The sequence below is a fragment of the Paenibacillus sp. FSL F4-0125 genome (genome assembly GCF_038008565.1).
Lineage (GTDB): Bacteria > Bacillota > Bacilli > Paenibacillales > Paenibacillaceae > Paenibacillus_AQ.
On sequence record NZ_JBBOZJ010000001.1, the window covers coordinates 4,494,929 to 4,512,570 of the forward strand.

Below are 17,642 nucleotides of genomic sequence, written 5' to 3' on the forward strand. Positions count from 1 at the left end.
CTGTTAAGCGCTCATCAGAGCCTAACATTCTCTTACTACTGTTCTATTTACAAACAGTAGTATATCACAAGTGTATATACGATAATGAAAAAAAGTGTGAAGATATTTAAAATTTTATTTTTTATTTTTTTCCAATTCAATAAATATATTGATTTATTTCAACTAAAAAAGGGCCGTTACTTGTCATTAACAGGCTCATTTTCACATGTGTTTTTTAAAAAGAATATATAAAAACTGCCTATTTAGTATATCACAAATAGTACATTACAAGTATATCAAAATAATCCATCAAATTAACGAAAACAAGCGAACCATAAATGGTCCGCTTGTTTCTAGTATAGTACTCTTGTTTATTTTAGCGGCTGGGTAAACTATATCCTTCACCCATTCGAGCTCCATCTGAGAACCGATAAAATTGATAATAATACCGACCGCTTTGTTTATAAAAAAGCTGCCATGCGTACTCTCCGTTATATACCCCCGGCAACAACCGCTCGATACTAACGTCCGGAAGATCAGCTTTAATTATGCTGCGTATTTTCGCTTCAGAGGTCCCTTTACTCAGTTCCTCAGCATATACTGCGTCGTTGCCTTCTGCAAACTTCCCGTCTACAGTAAAGCGTACCCATACCATCAACTCGGTCCCGGATTGATTCTTCCCTGTTAAGACCCAGTACACTGCATTTTCATCCCACACGGATTTCTGTGCTTTAGTTACCTCTGTCAGACCAGCGCTGGTTTTGGCGATATCCTTAGCAATATCTCGCTCGTTCCATTGATCTTTCATAATATAGGCATAGAACTGGATAAGTCCAAACAGAAGGAGCAGAATCAGAACTGACCCCAGGAGGATCCATTTTTTCCTTTTCTTCAAGGTACAGCTCCCTTTCTAGTAATATATCTTTTTTGATTATATAACACACCCGTGTGTTTATCCAAAGTTTCATATTCATTCATATAAATTCTTATATTTACAGAAAAGGCCGTAACTTTTGCAAACGCAGAAAGTCACAGCCTTTCAGTTAATTTATGATCTTAGACTAGCGCTTGAGCAGCCCCTCAAAGGATTCTTGCGCCTTACGACGGATAGCTTCCTCATCTAACGTTAGACATTGTCCATGTTTTACAACCTGTTTACCATTCACCCATACATGCTCAACATCCTTGGCACTGGCAGAGTATACAGCATGAGACAGCAAATCTGTGTGCGGTAGTAAATGCGGCTGGTCTATATCAATCGCGATAAAGTCAGCTTTCATGCCTACAGCGAGCCTGCCCACATCATTTAAAAAGATAGACTTCGCGCCATACTCTGTAGCCATACTCAGAGCTTCCGGAGCCGGTACAGCCGTAGGATCACCACTTACACCTTTATGGATAAGTGCTGCAAGACGCATCTCTTCAAACATATCCAAGTTATTATTACTTGCCGCGCCATCTGTACCCAGCGACACCTTCACACCGGCCTTTAGAAGATCTGTAACACGAGCAACTCCACTAGCCAGTTTTAGATTACTTCCCGGGTTATGAGATACACCTACATTATGACGAGCCAGAATCTCGATCTCTTCATCATTCAAATGAACGCCATGAGCAACAATAGACGGACGTGTGAACATTCCAAGCTTCTCTAAATGCGCTACAGGCCGCAGTCCGTAATCCACTACATTCTGCTCCACTTCGCGTTTCGTTTCGGACATATGGGTATGCATCGGTAAATCCAAATCATGTGCCGCCTGTACAAACTTAACAAAGAAATCCGGCGGGCAGGTATATGGGGCGTGTGGCGAGATCATCGTTGTAATTCTACCGTCAGCCTTTCCATGCCAGTTACGTGCAAAAGAAATCGCTTCCGCAAGCTTGTGATTCTGTACTTCCTCTGGACAAAGGCCGATTACGCCTCTCATCAATACGGAACGGATACCTGACAATTCGACCACCTCAGCTACTCGATCCATATGATCATACATATCCAGGAAGGTTGTAGTGCCACCTTTCAGCATTTCCAGAACAGACAAGGAGGTTCCCCAGTACACATCTTCTCCGGTGAATTTCTCTTCCATCGGCCACATTTTTTCCTGAAGCCACACTTGAAGCGCTAAATCATCTCCATAACCACGAAGCAATGACATTGCGGCATGGCCGTGTGTGTTTACCAGACCAGGCATAAACAACAGACGACTGCCATCAACAACTTGCACACCTTCTTCCATCAAAGGCTCTTCTTTTCCTATGTAAGTGATCAAATCATCTTCAATAGTCATATATCCACTAAGAACAGGCTCATCCGTTCCCGGAATAAGAAAACGCCCGCCTTTGATAATCGTTTTACTACTCTTCATTTCCGCTTTCTTCCTTTCCGTCTTTCAAATAATAAGCAAGGCTTTGCAAATCCGTTGTAAAATCGGCTGCATGAACCCGGATATTCGGTGGTGTTTTTAGAATCACTGGTGCAAAATTCAAAATCGCCTCAATACCAGATTCAATAAGAATATCTGCTACATTCTGCGCTTCTGAGTCAGGTACTGTAATAATCCCAATTCGAATGCCTTGCTCACGAACTGTCTGACCTAGCTCCTCCATGGGTTGAACCGTAAGAGAGTTGATTTTCCGCCCTACCTTAGGTGCATAAGAGTCAAATATAGCGGTAATCTTCATAGTATCTTTCAGATAAGCATTATAATTAGATAATGCATGTCCAAGGTTACCGGCACCTACTAAAGCCACATTCAGCTGTTGGTCCAGCTTTAAAATATGACGGATTTTCTCAATAAGATAAGTTACGTCATACCCAATACCTTTTCTGCCGAAGTCTCCAAAATACGCTAAATCTTTACGGATTTGAGCGGGATTGAGATCAAGTTTTTGTCCTAATTCTTGCGAGGAAACGGTTAATATTTCACGTTTCTGGAGATCATTCAAGAAACGTAAGTACACAGGAAGTCTTCGAACAACGGCTTCTGATATTTTATCCGATTTCATAATTTACCTCCTAATTTAAGTACTAATCTGTTTAAATCCTATTAAAATTTCTGTACCTCGTCTCAATGAAGAGCGGTATTCTCTTATACCGCCCTTCATTGTGGAGTGATTAATTAAACAGAAGATGTCCTTCTTAAGAAACGCCTCCGTCTTCCAACCACTCTGCTATACGAGGAACCATTTGATCCGTCAACATATGTTCCATTTTCGGGCCAGGCAACGAATAAAGGAAATACTTCCCATAATGAGATTCGATAACCCTAGTGTCATACACTATAACAATACCCCGATCCTGCGCTGTCCGTACCAGTCTTCCAAATCCTTGCTTGAAGCGGATAACTGCCTGAGGCACCGACAATTTCATAAACGGATTCTTCTTCTGGGCTTGTAATAACTCAGACTTCGCTTCCGCTAGAGGGTGATTAGGCGGTTGAAATGGAAGCCTCACGATGGCCAGGCATGTCAATGCCTCACCCGGAATATCTACTCCCTCCCAGAAGCTGCTAGTTCCAAGTAGAACTGAAGCAGCACTGTCCTGAAAACGTCGAATCAGCTTACTGCGGCTTCCACCTTCCACGCCTTGACCTAGCACCGTAATTTCTTGTGAGGCTAGAGCCTCTTTCAGAGGATCGTAAACTTGGCGCAGCATCTTGTAAGAAGTAAACAGAACAAGCATCCGTCCGCGTGTCGTAATTGCCGCTTCTGCTAGTGACTGTACGAGCGTATCGACAAATCGGGCATCACCCACACTGCCTTTCACACTAGGGAAATCCCGTGGAATTACTAATAGTGCCTGCTCCCGATACTTAAAGGGAGAAGGAAGGAGAGATGTCATTAGACGCCCCTCTTCCGCAGCTTCATTGAGTCCGAGATTATCAATCATAAACTGGAACGATTTATCGACAGAAAGCGTCGCCGAGGTTAACACAATACTTTTCTTTTTGTCGAAGAACAGCTCTTTAAGCTGGGTACTAACATCAACAGGGACGGCATATAGCTGTAGCGATTTGCTGCGATAATTTCCATTCGCCTCCAGCCAATATACTACATTCTCGTCGTTTAATCCCATAAAAAACCGTACTTGCTCACGTATAGAAGCTAAATCCTTGAATAAGCCGCTAATATCGGTTACTAGACTATCTGAAGAAGATTGACCTTCTTGATCACGCATCTCATTAAGCATTTTATCACCCTTACGGATAATTTCGCTTAATGTCAGATTCATAGTATTCTCTAAAGCAACCAATTCATCCCAATCCTTCGGTTTACGGGTAGGAAGTAACCGCATGACTAGCTGTCCAGCTTCTCCCGCTGCTGCATCGCTACGTTCCGGCAAGAGGCTGAATAGCTTGTCACTAAGTAGATCCCAGGTTTCTTTTACAGTAAGCAGATCTGGATAGATTCTATCGATAACTCCGCTCCATTCAGAAGCTTCCTCACTGCCTGATGACTGAAGCATTTGACGAAGCGTTGGGAGTTGGCCGTTACGATTATCCTTGTATAATCGGGACAGCGTGTGAGCCACCGTGAAATGCTTCATATGCATACCTAAATGCTTGCCAGCCACATCCTCCAGATGGTGGGCCTCATCAATAACAAGATGTTCATAAGCCGGGAGTAGCTGGTGCCCAGCCTTAACATCTGCGAAAAGCTTAGAGTGGTTCGTAATAACCACGTCAGCAATACCCGCTTCATGTTTTGCCCGATGGTAATAACACTTGCGGAACCAAGGACAGGAGCGACCGAGACAAGAATCGGTATCGCTTGCTACCGTCTCCCAGAAATCTCCGCCACGACCGCTTAAATTGAGCTCTTCGTCATCTCCTGATTCACTTTGTGTCAGCCAAACGATCATCTGAGCCGCAGTAAGTGCATCTTCCCTTGGACTTATAAAGTCTTTTTTATTAATTTTATGTTCAAACTTACGAAGACACAAATAATGCCCTCTGCCTTTAAAAATCGCAGCTTTAAATGGAAACGGAACTACCTGCGTTAACAAAGGAATATCACGCTCACGCAATTGATCCTGCAGATTAATGGTATGAGTGCTGACCATAACTTTTTCATTAGTGCGAACACTTTGGTATATGGCAGGCAACAAATAACCAAGCGATTTGCCGGTTCCTGTCCCTGCTTCGATCAATAGATGTTTGTCTTCGGCAAGTGCCGTTATCACCTCATTGATCATAATATCCTGAGCTTCTCGGCTTTCATACTGTGGCAAAGTGTCTTTAAGCCGTTTCGTTACTTCATCCATATAATCTTTAAATGATAAATTCTGTAGCGGATTCTCAGCATGCTCGTCACGAGGTGGAGCTAGTTCATTCCAATCCCCTACTGCAAGCGCTAATTGACGATAGAAAGTCAGATCACCTTCGGGTTGAAGCGTCTCCGCTTCCCGCTCACGCAGCAGACCATCAAAATACCAACCTAAATCACTATCCTCTTCGGTAAACAGCTCACATAGTCGCTGGATGGTGAGTAACGGTAAACTGTACAGCTCCTCCAGACATTTCAACAGCACAAGAGCTGTCGCCAGTGCATCACTATCTGCCTGATGCGGACGATCATGTGTCACTCCAAAATGTGCACTAACTGACCCTAGTTGATAGGATGTCAGGGAAGGAAAGCAGATTTTTAGAAAGTCAATCGTATCTAAAATCCGCCCTTGAAATGGTAAATACCCACATCTGTCTAATGCATTTTGTAAAAAATGGAAATCAAATGCGACATTATGCCCTACAAGCACAACATCATCCAAGAGTGGAACAAGCTCCATCATCATCGCATCCAGCTCAGGCGCATCTTTTACATCATCATCGGTAATCCCCGTTAGACCAGTTATAAAAGGAGGTATCGGCGTTCCGGGCTTGACGTAGGAACCATATACCCGGGAGATGGACCGGTCTTCTTCTATAATTGCAAGGCCAACCTGGATAATTTCACCCACGGATTGGGTTCCCGTTGTTTCAAAATCAAGCACGGCAAATTTCATTATAATTCTATTCCCTTTCAATTGAGACTCTTAATCAGCATAACAGAAGTTGCGAAAAAAGGCGATGCACACCACTGGTTCAGGGGATGCATCGCTTGAATGAAAATGCGGAATAATAAACCGTAAACGTAATAATTTACAATAATGAAACAAGCTGATTTCCGAAATGAAGCTTTCCTCCACGGCGGCGGCAAACCTCCAAATTAACCGTCGGTTCAGGAAGTGCAGGGTCAAGCTGCAACGAGAGGCCAAACAGCTCCTGCGCTTCATTGAAGCGTTCCTGTGAAGCCCGGATGCACCCTAAAGCGTTATAAACCATTGCTTTCAGCTTGGTTTCCCGTATCAAACCGAGCATATGGTTCAAATGACTCCACGCCGCTTCTCCATCCCCTTCCTGAAGGTAAGAGATGGCTAAATATAAGCGAGCAGCCAAACTATCCGGATATTGGGCAATAACTTCCTTAAACTGCTCAATACATTTTCCATACATCAGCAGCTTATAATACCCCTGGCCTCTAACAAAAGTATCCATGCAGAGCTCGGGTGCTTCCTGCTCTGGCATGTCCTCTTCAACCACAGTCGTAAAATCTACACTTTCACGAAAGTGACTTAGCTTCTCTGCAAAGGCCAGCCATTCATCCATTACTTTATCGCTTAGTCGGTGCAGCATATTATAATTGCATAAAAGCTCATTCCGGCGGGCACCCTCCGCTGTAGGGTAGTCTGTAACGATCTCCTGAAGCACCTTGTTCATTTCAGCAAACAAATGTTGAAACATGGGCTATCCCCCTTTACTGAAGATGAAATCAGTTCAGCTTGCCTGACTTCATTTTCTGCGAGAACGGGGTCTTTCATCCCTGCCATTCATTACATGGCGTAAGTCCATTATTTAAGCGATTGTAGCATGCAGTTCATGATCAGCCAGCTTCACGGGTCTGTTGTTCTCATCCACGAATACCACTGTTGGCTTATGCGACTCCAGTTCTTCCGAAGACAACATCGCATATGAAATTATAATTACTGTGTCTCCTGGTTGAACAAGACGGGCAGCTGCACCATTCAGACAGATCACACCACTTCCGCGAGGTCCAGGAATAACATACGTTTCTAACCGTGAACCATTATTGTTATCCACGATCTGTACTTTTTCATTTTCAAGAATATCTGCCGCTTCCATTAAGTTCTCATCAATGGTAATACTACCCACATAATTCAAATTCGCTTCTGTCACCGTAGCGCGGTGAATTTTGGATTTCATCATATGTCTAAACAAGAGCGGCAACCTCCTTTGGAATAAATACATTATTGTCAATTAAGCGTGTTCTGCCAAACTTCACAGCAAGCGCTATAATAATTTCCCCTTCTACATCCGTTATTAAAGCTTCGCGGTCTAAACTTTCCAGATTAGGGAATGTCAGTATTTCCGCATAATCAATGACCGCCAAAGGAGAGCTGGAAATAACCGATGTTAACAATTCCCGCACTTCAGCAACGGTTCTTACTTTCCCTTCTTCAATGGACTGACGTGCTTCACGTAAGGAACGAGATAGCACTAATGCCTGACTACGTTCCTCCGAAGATAAGAATACGTTTCGTGAGCTAAGCGCAAGTCCATCCCCTTCACGAATGATAGGACAAGGTACAATTTCAACATTCATATTTAAATCGGACACCATTCGGCGGAGCACTGCTACTTGCTGGGCATCCTTTAGTCCAAAGAAAGCATAATCCGGCTGCACGATATTAAATAGTTTATTCACAACTGTAGTTACGCCATTAAAATGCCCTGGACGCGAAGCTCCGCAAAGTCGAGTAGTAAGCTCAGATACTGAGACTGTAGTCCGGGTAGGCTGCGGATACATTTCTTCTACACTGGGGATAAATACAATATCGACCCCTTCGCGTTCCGCCAGCTCCAAATCACGATTTTCATCGCGCGGATAGGAATCATAATCCTCATTTGGTCCAAACTGCAGCGGGTTCACAAATATGCTCATAACCACCGTGTTGCTCATTTCTCCTGCCCGCCGAAGCAGACTGGCATGTCCTTCGTGAAGATATCCCATGGTTGGAACAAAACCAATCGGGGTATGCCCACCTTGTCTCATATACTCCAAAGCTTCGTGCAGCTGCTCAATGCTTCTGACAACTCTCATCTTATTCCCCATCCTTTCCGGCACCGCCGTATAAAGATTCCAGAACGGTTTCATCTGCCTTAAAAACATGGCCTTCATCTGGGAACGAGCGATCCTTCACTTCTTGCACATATTGACTAATCCCCTCACGAATTACATTACCCACATCCGCATAGGTTTTGACAAAACGTTTCTCACGATAGGGTGAGGCATACCGCAGCAAATCATGGAAAACCAATACCTGACCGTCACAATAACGGCCTGCACCAATCCCAATGGTCGGAATGCTCAGTGCCTCAGAAATCGCTTGTGCGACTTCTTCTGTCACCAGCTCCAGTACGACTGCAAATGCACCGGCTGCTTCAAGCGCCTTGGCCTCATCCATCAGACGTTTTGCGTCTTTGGCGTCCTTACCTTGAATACGGTAGCCCCCAATCATATTTACCGATTGTGGTGTAAGTCCAATATGTCCAAGCACAGGGACTCCCGCAGCTACAACTGCAGCGACTGTCTCACAAATTTCGAGACCGCCTTCCATTTTGACGGCATGAGCCCGCCCTTCCTGCATCAGTCTGCGCACACCCCGCAGGGTCTCATCTACACTTCCGTGATAGGTCATAAACGGCATATCTGCCACAATGAACGTATTTTGTGCACCTCGAGTTACGGAACGAGTATGGTAGACCATATCGTCAATCGTAACGGGTAAAGTTGTATCATATCCAAGTACCACGTTTCCCAGGGAGTCACCCACCAGGATAAGGTCGATACCGGCTTCTTCAGCAAGTAGAGCCGATGGGTAATCATAAGCGGTCAACATACTCAACCGTTCACCATCTGCTTTCATTTTTTTCATTTTCACAATATTAAGTGCTTGTTTGTTTGCCATTTCTCTCTTCGTCCTCCTTTTTGAAATAACATCCCCGTAAAAATCGCAACAAAAAAACCCTTTAGCAATCATTTGCTAAAAAGGTCCGAAGGGCAAAAAAGAGTCACTCGCGATCGTCCCTTCTGTCTCGGTCCTTACGGCTCAGAGCAGAATCCAACGTAACCGTCTAACGCAGTTATGAAGGTAATTCCAATAATAAAAACATTATAAATTCATCAGATCAAGAGTACAGTTCGTAAAACGATACCGCCTCCGACCCATAGTATATCAAAAAGGACTCGGAATTACACGAAAAAAATATGACAAGGGATGACACCCCTGCCATATTGAAAAGACTTATAAAAGCTCAATTTCACCTGAGCATACATTTGAAATGTCCCCTGAGCTGTTTTTAAGGAGTAGTCCGCCTAAGTTATCCAGACCTACTACGACGCCTTCAGAACGCCCCTGAGGGCTATTCAGGGCGATTTGGCGACCCAATGTAACTGACATCGACTCCCATAGCTCTTTAATGGGTTTAAACCCTTGATTCATATACAGATTGTAATGCAATTCCAACTCATCGAGCACAGCTCTAACCAGCTCCGAACGGTCAATAGGAACACCGCTCCGCTGTATCCGAAGTGAAGTCGCCACTTCTTTCAGATGATCAGGATAATCGTCTTCAGTCAAGTTCGCAGAAATCCCAATTCCGGCGATGCAATAATGAAGCTCCCCTTCTCTTAGCGAAGACTCAAGCAAAATTCCGCATATCTTACGACCGCCCGCAAGCAAATCATTCGGCCATTTAATACCGGCATCGACTCCGGTCACACGACGTATTGCTTTACAAACGGCAACTCCAGCAAGCAGTGTTAACTGCGGAGTCTGTAACAAGGGTAAATTCGGCCGCAATACTATACTCATCCAAATCCCTTTGCCACGAGGAGAAAACCAATTTCTGCCCATTCTCCCCCTAGCGCCGGTTTGTTCTTCAGCGATTACGGTTGTTCCTTCTGGTGCGCCGCTTTCTGCCAATCGTTTGGCTTCCTCCTGAGTAGATACGACAGACTCTAGGAGCTGAACTCTGTCTATCCAATTCGAATCGGAAGCTTCCTGCTTCAATTCGGTTAGCGACAGCGCCTTATCATAGCTCATGTCCATCCATCCTTTTTGCTTCAAGCAGCAATACTTGTTTATTGTTCAGTAGATCTCCCGAAGCAGTCGCTTGCAGAAGTGCACTCAGCATATTGCCGAGCCAAGGACCCGGACGTTTCCCAAGCGCTTCCGCCAGCTCATTGCCTGTAACAGCAAGCTCCGATAAGCTCTTAAGCGGCATCTGTGCGATCCAGTCTCTTGCAGCTTGCAAATGGATCAAGCCATTTACAAGCTCTGGCGCCGCTGGGGTAGTGACAGCGGGTGAAATCTCTGAAACCGCTGGCGGGTTCGCAGCGGGAAGGCCACCTGCTGGCAAGATCGCCAGCAGCGAGAGCCACCCTTCGGCCGCTTCCACGCCGAAGGTCAGCACGGCGGCGAGGAAGCGCCGCCGCAGTAGGTCCGTGCCGCCCGGTTCCCCCGGCGGCACTGCCTCCAGGGCAGCGGTCCAAGCTTCGCGGACCCGCAGCACCTGGACGACGCTGGTACGCGTCGTCCCCGAGAACGTCCATGCCCGCAGCAGCTCATCGGCCTCCTGGGCCGACTGCTTCAGGGCATGGAGGAGAAGCGCCCACCGCAGGTGGGCGCTCTCCAGTTCCCCTATCCCGGCCGTCAAGGCGGCAGCAGCCGCCAGATCGGTTCCGGTCCAGGGGAACGGGGCTTTGCCGCGCGCGAGCAGTTCGCAGCGCGCTAGCATTGCAAGGCCGCGCCGAGGATGCGGCCCCTCTACGATGCGGTCCAGCTCCGCGCGGACACGCTCCACAGAAATATGCGCCAGCTTATCTCGCTGGCGCAACAGTCCCCTCCACGTATTCTTGGCGATGGAGAAATCTAACACCGATGCGAAACGAACGCAGCGAAGCATGCGAAGCGCATCCTCATCGAACCGTTCCTCTGCATCCCCCACACAGCGGATCACACGGAGAGCTAGATCCTTCTCGCCTCCGAAGGGATCAATCAAATCTCCGTCTAGCCCGCAGCATATTGCGTTAATCGTAAAATCGCGACGACGCAAATCTTCCTTCACATCACTAACAAATTCAACATGTTCCGGACGACGATGATCGACATATCCACTTTCAGTTCGGTATGTCGTCACTTCAAACCCATGCCCATCCTGAAGCACAGTGACCGTCCCATGTGCTAGCCCTGTCGGAATACTGCGTGCGAAGATGGCTATCACTTCCTCCGGCACTGCTGAAGTTGTAATATCCATATCATGTACTGGCCTACCCAACAGCTCATCGCGAATGCAGCCTCCGACCCAAAAAGCCTCATGGCCATTCTGAGTTAGCTCAGAAATTACATTTTCCGCCGCAAGAGCCATATCGGATGGCGCCATTTTCCATTTCATTACGAACCCCTTACCCCCTGACTGTATCCAGTCTAGGTACCTTGCGCCCGAGCACACGGTAATATATATCTTCATACTGACTTGTAATCGAATCCTTACAGAAATCTTTGCAGGCTGTTTCCAGGCAGGCTTGTCTGAATTGCTGCACCATGCGATCATCCGAAAGGAGTTTAATTGCATATTTCGCCATAGTGTCCGTATCACCAATCGGAGCAATAAATCCTGTCTTGCCATGCTCAATTAGCTCTGGAATCCCTCCGGTTTGAGAACCTATAGTCGGTACTCCACAGGCCATCGCTTCTAGCGCAACTAGACCAAAGCTTTCCTTCTCTGACGGTAACAGCAACAAATCAGCTAACGAAATGACTTGAGCGATCTCATCCTGTCTTCCTAAGAAGCGGACTTTATCTTCCAGACCCATTTCACTGATCTTAGCTTGAATCTTGGGAAGATCTGGCCCTTCACCAACAAGCAGCAGTCGTGAAGGGATTTCACGATTCACTTTAGCAAAGATATCTACAACATCGCTTACCCTTTTAACTGGACGGAAGTTACTGATGTGCATCAGGATCTTCTCCTCAGGTGAAGCAAAATCTTCCCGAAGATTCGATACATCCCGCGGGTAATAGACTCGATGATCAACGAAATTATAAGTGAGATCAATCTCGCGAGTAATATCCAGCACTTCTCGTGTTTCTCTTATGAGATCCTTCGATACAGCCGTTACAGCGTCACTTTCATTAATTCCAAGACGGATTAGATCTTTTAGAGATTCGTCCTGTCCAAGTACCGTAATGTCAGTGCCATGCAAGGTCGTTACAACCTTTATATCATTACCAAGCATCTGCTTGGCAAGAAATGCACAAACAGCATGCGGAACGGCATAATGAACATGGAACAGATCCAGATTCTGCATTTTAGCAACCTGAGCCATCTTCGTAGCAAGTGCTAAGTCATAAGGAGGATATTTAAATACGTAATAATCGTTAACTTCTACCTCATGATAAAATATATTTTTCTGAAACTTCCCTAACCGAAACGGAATACTGTGTGTAATAAAATGAACTTCGTGCCCCTTTTCGGCCAAGAGTTTTCCTAATTCAGTCGCTACTACGCCTGAGCCGCCAAGAGACGGATAACAGGTAATACCTATTTTCAAACGATCCATGTTCCGTCCCCTTCTATACTTTATAAAGTATGATCCCCCGCAGTAAACAAATTTACCGCATAAGGAACTTTTGTAGCAAACCCTTCCGCATAAGGAATGAGTCTGCGCTGTCCAAGTAACATATCTCTAGAGCGGACCCGCTCAATGTAACCCTCCGTTAACGGAGTGGATACAGCATCGGCACCCAGCGGTTTGGTGAACTGAGAGCGATAACAGGACAATGCCTGCTCCTTTAACCCATATTGTTCAGTAACATCTACAATAAGATCCGTTCGTCCAAGATCATTTATAAAATAAAAAAACAATTGTGGTGCTGAAACTGCCGGCTTGTCCGGCATATATTTACGTAGTTTGGCATTAAAGACCGCCTCTTCTACCAGCTTACTGCATGCTATATGATCAGGATGACGATCTTCCCAATAAGGAGCAAAAACTATCGCAGGCGCAAAACGGCGAATTTCTGCCGTAACAGCTGCTACATGCTCTTCCGTTATAAAAAGCCCTCTGTCTGATAGACCTAAATTCGTCCGCACCGATACACCAAGTAGATCAGCAGCTTGCTCCGCCTCTTCCTTGCGTAGCTCTACAGTACCGTTCGAGGACATCTCTGCAGCCGTTAAATCGCATAGGCCCACTTTAAGGCCTGCAGCGGTATGTTTCGCAATCGTACCTGCCATACCGATCTCCGCGTCATCAGCATGAGCTCCAAATACAAGAATGTCCAGCTTCATTCATCGACACCTGGTTTGTATTTATGAACTAGTTCACGCCAAGCAAAGTCACCGCGATCAATCGCCTTCACAAGCACTTCAGCTGTCGCAATATTCGTAGCTACAGGTATACCGTATACGTCGCATAGACGAAGTAAAGCTGTAATATCTGGCTCATGTGGCTGTGCCATTAATGGATCACGCAAGAAAATAATAAGGTCCAATTCATCCTGCGCTACCATTGCGCCAATTTGCTGATCTCCACCTAATGGGCCGGACATATAGCGATGAATTTTCAAGCTAGTCACATCCATGATTCGTTGGCCAGTAGTCCCCGTGGAAAATAATTCATGACCTACAAAAACATGCTCATAGGCTAATACAAAATTTACGATCTCATCTTTTTTACGATCATGTGCAATAAATGCGATTTTTAACATGGTGTTCTCCCCTGTCTATTCTATAAAGTGCTCAAATCCATAGATCAAGCCAGTGTATTCCATAACCTTCTGAATCCCCATCTTAACGCCTGGCATATATCCTGCTCGCTCATAAGAATCATGCCGGATTTTTAAGGATTGTCCGAACCCGCCAAAAATCACTTCTTCTTGGGCAAACACACCAGGAAGACGGACACTATGTATCCGGAATCCGTTATAATAACCCCCGCGGGCACCTTCAATCGTTTCTTCTTCTTTAGGATTCCCTTGACGAAGCTCTTCCCGAACCTCTGAAATCATCTCTGCCGTTTTAATTGCAGTTCCGGATGGAGCATCCAGTTTCTGGTCACCATGATACTCGATAATCTCCAGATGCGGGAAGTATTTTGAAGCTTGAGCCGCAAATTTCATCAACAGAATAGCCCCTATGGAGAAATTAGGAGCAATGAGTCCGCCTATCCCCTGGTCTTGACACTGCTTGTCCAGTTCCACAATTTGCTCCGGTGTGAATCCGGTTGTACCAATAACCGGACGCACTCCGTATTTAATGGCTAGTGCTGTATTCGTATACGCTGATTGTGGTGTAGTGAAATCAACTACAACATCTCCATTGCTTCCCGCGAGGGCAGCCTCAAGATCTGAAGTTACAATAACTCCCGAGTCTTCTAGACCTACAAGACGGCCTGCGTCTATATCCATCGTTGAACGATCTACCGCAGCTGCCAGCTCTAACTCTTCGTCCTGCAGCACAAGTTTAATAACCTCTTTACCCATTCTCCCGCCTGCGCCGGATACGATAACTCTGATCTTGTTGCTCATATCTTTTCATCCTCGCCTTCACTGGTTATATAGTTACTGCATATACGATTGTATGGATTTCTGAAGGTCTACCATCAATTCTCGCAAGCCAGAATCATCCGGATGTAAAGAAATCACTTCTTTCAGGGCAGCTATAGCCTGAATATGCTCATTTACCCGACTATGCGCAATGGCAAGCCATACATAAGCATCCCCATATAAGGGGTCAAGAGTGATGGCCTCTTTAAGCAGCGTAATCGGATGATACGGGTTGCGAGTTTTGTTATCTTCATCTTCTATCAACCGCTTAGCTTCCTGTACATGCATCATAGCCTGAAGATGCTGTAGATGTAGACTATACTCAGGTTTGCTACCGTCTAACTTCATAGCGGCCTGAGCATGAACTAAAGCTTTATCTAGCATACCACTGCGGGCATACGTTATGGAACAACGATATCTGACTTCTGCATCTGCCGGACTTGCCGCAATCGCAGCCTCAAAGCAAACAATAGCTTCCGCAAAGTCACTTCGCAATATAGATCGGTAGGCTTCTCTTACATAATCTCTTTGATCCATATACACACCATCCTCACGGCTAAATCCCGTTCGTTTGGTACAGCATATGTTATAGAGGCCTAATCGGTGTCTTTTGGTGTCCAACGCCCAGCGTCTCGGGTATTAAACTTATGCATAACCTTATTATGCGCTTCAGTCAGATCTATCCCAAGAGAATTCGCAAAACAAACGGTAATAAACAGAATATCTCCCAGTTCAAGCTCAATAGAATTCTCTGCTTCATCAGACTTCTTCGGCTTTTCACCGAATTCATGATTAACTTCCCGCGCCAACTCTCCGACTTCCTCGGACATGCGGGCTAACATAGACAGCGGACTGAAGTACCCTTCTTTAAATTGCGATATATAAGCGTCTACTTCACGCTGAATGTCACCAAGACTTTTGTCCATAAAATGTATCTTTGCCCCCCTCTGTATATCTTGCCTTCTGTTTGCCCCTATGTTATCGTAAAGACGTTTTGAAGACAAATCTTTTTTGAATATTTTAACACCTGCAAGAAAAGGTATACTTATTATAGGAAAAGAAAAACTGCCTTAACAAGGCCTAACGAGGGATTCCATGAATTCAAACAAGGTAATCACAATCAGTAAAACAGTTGCTCCCATCATGCTCGGCACTGCCGTATATGCATTCGGTCTACTGTATTTCATCATTCCCAGTCAGCTAATGGAAGGCGGCGTAACAGGTATCACACTGTTGCTTAATTATGCCTTTGACATCCCAATCTTTTTAACAACGCTGCTAATCAATCTTCCATTGTTTCTGCTGGGTTGGAAAGTCCTAGGCGGCCGCCAAATTGTATACACAGGTGTAGGGATCGGGTCTTTATCCCTTTTCTTGTGGATCTTCGAAAGATTGATCTCTGCCGGATGGATCGTGCCGTTCAGCACCGAACATGACTTTATTCTTGCTGCACTATACGCAGGGGTGACACTTGGAACAGGGCTTGGGATTGTGTTCCGTTTTGGTGGCACAACAGGTGGCGTAGACATTGTAGCAAGAATTCTGGGACGGAATTTCGGCTGGAGCATGGGACAGATTATTCTGGCTATCGACATTTTCATTATCGGTTCTTCCATCTTCTATATTCCCAAAGAAAAAATTCTATACACACTTGTCGCAGTGTTTATCGCTTCACGTGTTATTGATTTCATCCAGGAAGGCGCTTATGCCGCCAAAGCTTTTACTATCATTAGTGACGAGGCACCCCAAATTGCCGATCTAATAACTGCTGAATTAGAACGAGGAGTAACGCTCATCCCCGCCATCGGTGCGTATTCTAAGCAAGCCAAGCATATGGTGTATTGTGTGGTCTCAAGGCAGGAAATTCGCCGTCTTAGTTTATTAGTCAAATCAATTGATCCGCACGCGTTCGTAATTATAAGTGATGTGCATGATGTTCAAGGCGAGGGATTCAGAGAAACATAAAGAAAAAGGAGCGAGGACTCTTCCCGCTCCTTTTTGTTATTCATTAAGCCAATTTCACTAAATCGGCTTGAATTTTTGATTTTCTCCACGATACTTACGATAGCCCGCATAAGCTAATGCTGCAATAATAAAGCTTGCGGCTAGCCCTCCCCAAATCCCAAATTCTTGTGAGGCCAGGGGTAATGACAAAGCCGGCTCATCCTTCGATTTTCCGAACATTACCCGCACCGCATCCTGGCCGTAAGACACTATTTCAAGCAACCGGGCCCGTTCGATTTTTTGTGAAGAAGAAGGAATGCCTGCTGCATAAGAGAGCCAAGAATCAAAAGCATTTACTACTTCAGCTTGACGGGAGACGATCACTGCTGGCCGAATATTCTCGTACCTGCTCTGCAGTCTCTCTACAGCCGCTTTCCATCCAGCCAGATCATTTGCAGCACCGCTTCGTTCCATCGCATTCAGATCCTCGCGGATTAGCTTATAATACTGCAGCCAAATGGGCTGTCCGGGTTGATTAAGACTGTTGGCGGCTAACCGTAACTTGGTTGCTGTAGTCTCCAATTGCTGCTGAGATATTTTTGCACTTGCCACTGCAGCCTTCAGGTCCATAATTACCCCTGACAGCGCATTAATGCCCTCTACAGAAGTCATTCCTTCAAAGGAAGAGGACACTAAGATCCTAGAGAGCTCTTCGGTTTCTTGCCGGACCTTCATCACATCACCTTCCAAGACATACCCATACAATGCCTCAGCGGCTTGTTCTAGCTGCTGTGCTCCAGTTTTCTCACTCATCACAACCAGACCGTTGCCCGAACTAACATCAGCGCTTTGCTTCGAAACATTGCCAGAACCTTCACCAGCATTCGCTTGCGCTGCTGAAGCTTTTTCAACATTCACGCTGGTCAGTAACCAGCAAAATACTAGAATAACCAACACATAATATCTCCCGCGGAGCATGAGACATCCCCCTCCTACCTAAGAAGAAACGACGTTGTCGTCCTTTAAAGACGATATTCATTTCTCGTAAAATTAT

18 protein-coding genes are annotated in these 17,642 nt (G+C 45.5%); 1 reads left to right on the forward strand and 17 read right to left on the reverse strand.

The genetic code is table 11. The features are described 5' to 3' along the window. Nucleotides 1-355: 355 nt before the first annotated feature. The 16 genes from NST74_RS19985 to NST74_RS20060 all read right to left on the reverse strand — a co-directional run bounded on the left by NST74_RS19985 (nt 356) and on the right by NST74_RS20060 (nt 15,570). Nucleotides 356-874 carry a cell wall elongation regulator TseB-like domain-containing protein gene (locus NST74_RS19985; RefSeq protein WP_042129493.1) on the reverse strand — a complete coding sequence of 173 codons (519 nt, stop codon included), beginning with the start codon at nt 872-874 and terminating at the stop codon, nt 356-358. A gap of 166 nt (nt 875-1,040) precedes the next feature. Further along, nucleotides 1,041-2,342, reverse strand: a complete 1,302-nt coding sequence (locus NST74_RS19990) for an amidohydrolase (protein ID WP_341114047.1) — start codon at nt 2,340-2,342, stop codon at nt 1,041-1,043. Continuing rightward, nucleotides 2,332-2,982, reverse strand: coding sequence for a redox-sensing transcriptional repressor Rex (locus NST74_RS19995; protein WP_042129497.1), 651 nt, complete (start codon nt 2,980-2,982; stop codon nt 2,332-2,334). The genes NST74_RS19990 and NST74_RS19995 overlap by 11 nt, the downstream gene beginning before the upstream one ends. A gap of 133 nt (nt 2,983-3,115) precedes the next feature. Further along, entirely contained in the window at nt 3,116-5,977 is a 2,862-nt protein-coding gene (gene dinG / locus NST74_RS20000) for an ATP-dependent DNA helicase DinG (protein ID WP_341114048.1), read from the reverse strand. Nucleotides 5,978-6,113: 136 nt separating this feature from the next. Continuing rightward, nucleotides 6,114-6,755: a hypothetical protein gene (locus tag NST74_RS20005; RefSeq protein ID WP_042129502.1), complete on the reverse strand. Its 642-nt coding sequence runs from the start codon at nt 6,753-6,755 to the stop codon at nt 6,114-6,116. Nucleotides 6,756-6,866: 111 nt separating this feature from the next. Continuing rightward, nucleotides 6,867-7,250 (reverse strand): aspartate 1-decarboxylase, encoded by a 384-nt coding sequence (gene panD / locus NST74_RS20010; protein WP_042129504.1) that lies wholly within the window; start codon nt 7,248-7,250, stop codon nt 6,867-6,869. Continuing rightward, a complete protein-coding gene (gene panC, locus NST74_RS20015; protein WP_341114050.1) occupies nt 7,243-8,133 on the reverse strand; it encodes a pantoate--beta-alanine ligase in 891 nt (296 codons plus the stop codon). Before panC ends, panD begins: the two co-directional genes overlap by 8 nt. A 1-nt stretch (nt 8,134) precedes the next feature. Then, nucleotides 8,135-9,001, reverse strand: coding sequence for a 3-methyl-2-oxobutanoate hydroxymethyltransferase (gene panB / locus NST74_RS20020; protein ID WP_076119762.1), 867 nt, complete (start codon nt 8,999-9,001; stop codon nt 8,135-8,137). Between the two features lie 336 nt (nt 9,002-9,337). Next, nucleotides 9,338-10,138, reverse strand: a complete 801-nt coding sequence (locus NST74_RS20025; RefSeq protein WP_339287405.1) for a biotin--[acetyl-CoA-carboxylase] ligase — start codon at nt 10,136-10,138, stop codon at nt 9,338-9,340. Next, nucleotides 10,128-11,564, reverse strand: coding sequence for a CCA tRNA nucleotidyltransferase (locus tag NST74_RS20030; protein WP_341114053.1), 1,437 nt, complete (start codon nt 11,562-11,564; stop codon nt 10,128-10,130). Before NST74_RS20030 ends, NST74_RS20025 begins: the two co-directional genes overlap by 11 nt. Next, complete coding sequence (gene bshA / locus NST74_RS20035; RefSeq protein WP_042129514.1) at nt 11,500-12,657, reverse strand: N-acetyl-alpha-D-glucosaminyl L-malate synthase BshA; 1,158 nt, start codon at nt 12,655-12,657, stop codon at nt 11,500-11,502. Before bshA ends, NST74_RS20030 begins: the two co-directional genes overlap by 65 nt. Before the next feature lie 20 nt (nt 12,658-12,677). Next, on the reverse strand, nt 12,678-13,388 hold the full coding sequence (bshB1, locus tag NST74_RS20040) for a bacillithiol biosynthesis deacetylase BshB1 (RefSeq protein ID WP_341114054.1): 711 nt from the start codon (nt 13,386-13,388) through the stop codon (nt 12,678-12,680). After that, the gene (locus NST74_RS20045) at nt 13,385-13,807 is read right to left on the reverse strand and encodes a methylglyoxal synthase (RefSeq protein ID WP_042129517.1); all 423 of its coding nucleotides are present in this window, start codon (nt 13,805-13,807) and stop codon (nt 13,385-13,387) included. The genes bshB1 and NST74_RS20045 overlap by 4 nt, the downstream gene beginning before the upstream one ends. Nucleotides 13,808-13,822: 15 nt before the next feature. After that, on the reverse strand, nt 13,823-14,626 hold the full coding sequence (gene dapB, locus NST74_RS20050) for a 4-hydroxy-tetrahydrodipicolinate reductase (protein ID WP_042129520.1): 804 nt from the start codon (nt 14,624-14,626) through the stop codon (nt 13,823-13,825). A 33-nt stretch (nt 14,627-14,659) separates the two neighbouring features. After that, nucleotides 14,660-15,181 carry a tetratricopeptide repeat protein gene (locus NST74_RS20055; protein ID WP_042129521.1) on the reverse strand — a complete coding sequence of 174 codons (522 nt, stop codon included), beginning with the start codon at nt 15,179-15,181 and terminating at the stop codon, nt 14,660-14,662. 59 nt (nt 15,182-15,240) lie between these two features. Further along, a complete protein-coding gene (locus NST74_RS20060) occupies nt 15,241-15,570 on the reverse strand; it encodes a nucleotide pyrophosphohydrolase (RefSeq protein WP_036676271.1) in 330 nt (109 codons plus the stop codon). A gap of 169 nt (nt 15,571-15,739) precedes the next feature. On the opposite strand from NST74_RS20060, the gene NST74_RS20065 reads away from it, so the two are divergent. Next, on the forward strand, nt 15,740-16,609 hold the full coding sequence (locus tag NST74_RS20065) for a YitT family protein (protein WP_076119766.1): 870 nt from the start codon (nt 15,740-15,742) through the stop codon (nt 16,607-16,609). A gap of 57 nt (nt 16,610-16,666) precedes the next feature. On the opposite strand, the gene NST74_RS20070 is transcribed toward NST74_RS20065, so the two are convergent. Continuing rightward, on the reverse strand, nt 16,667-17,566 hold the full coding sequence (locus tag NST74_RS20070) for a sporulation protein YpjB (RefSeq protein ID WP_341114055.1): 900 nt from the start codon (nt 17,564-17,566) through the stop codon (nt 16,667-16,669). Nucleotides 17,567-17,642 lie beyond the last annotated feature (76 nt).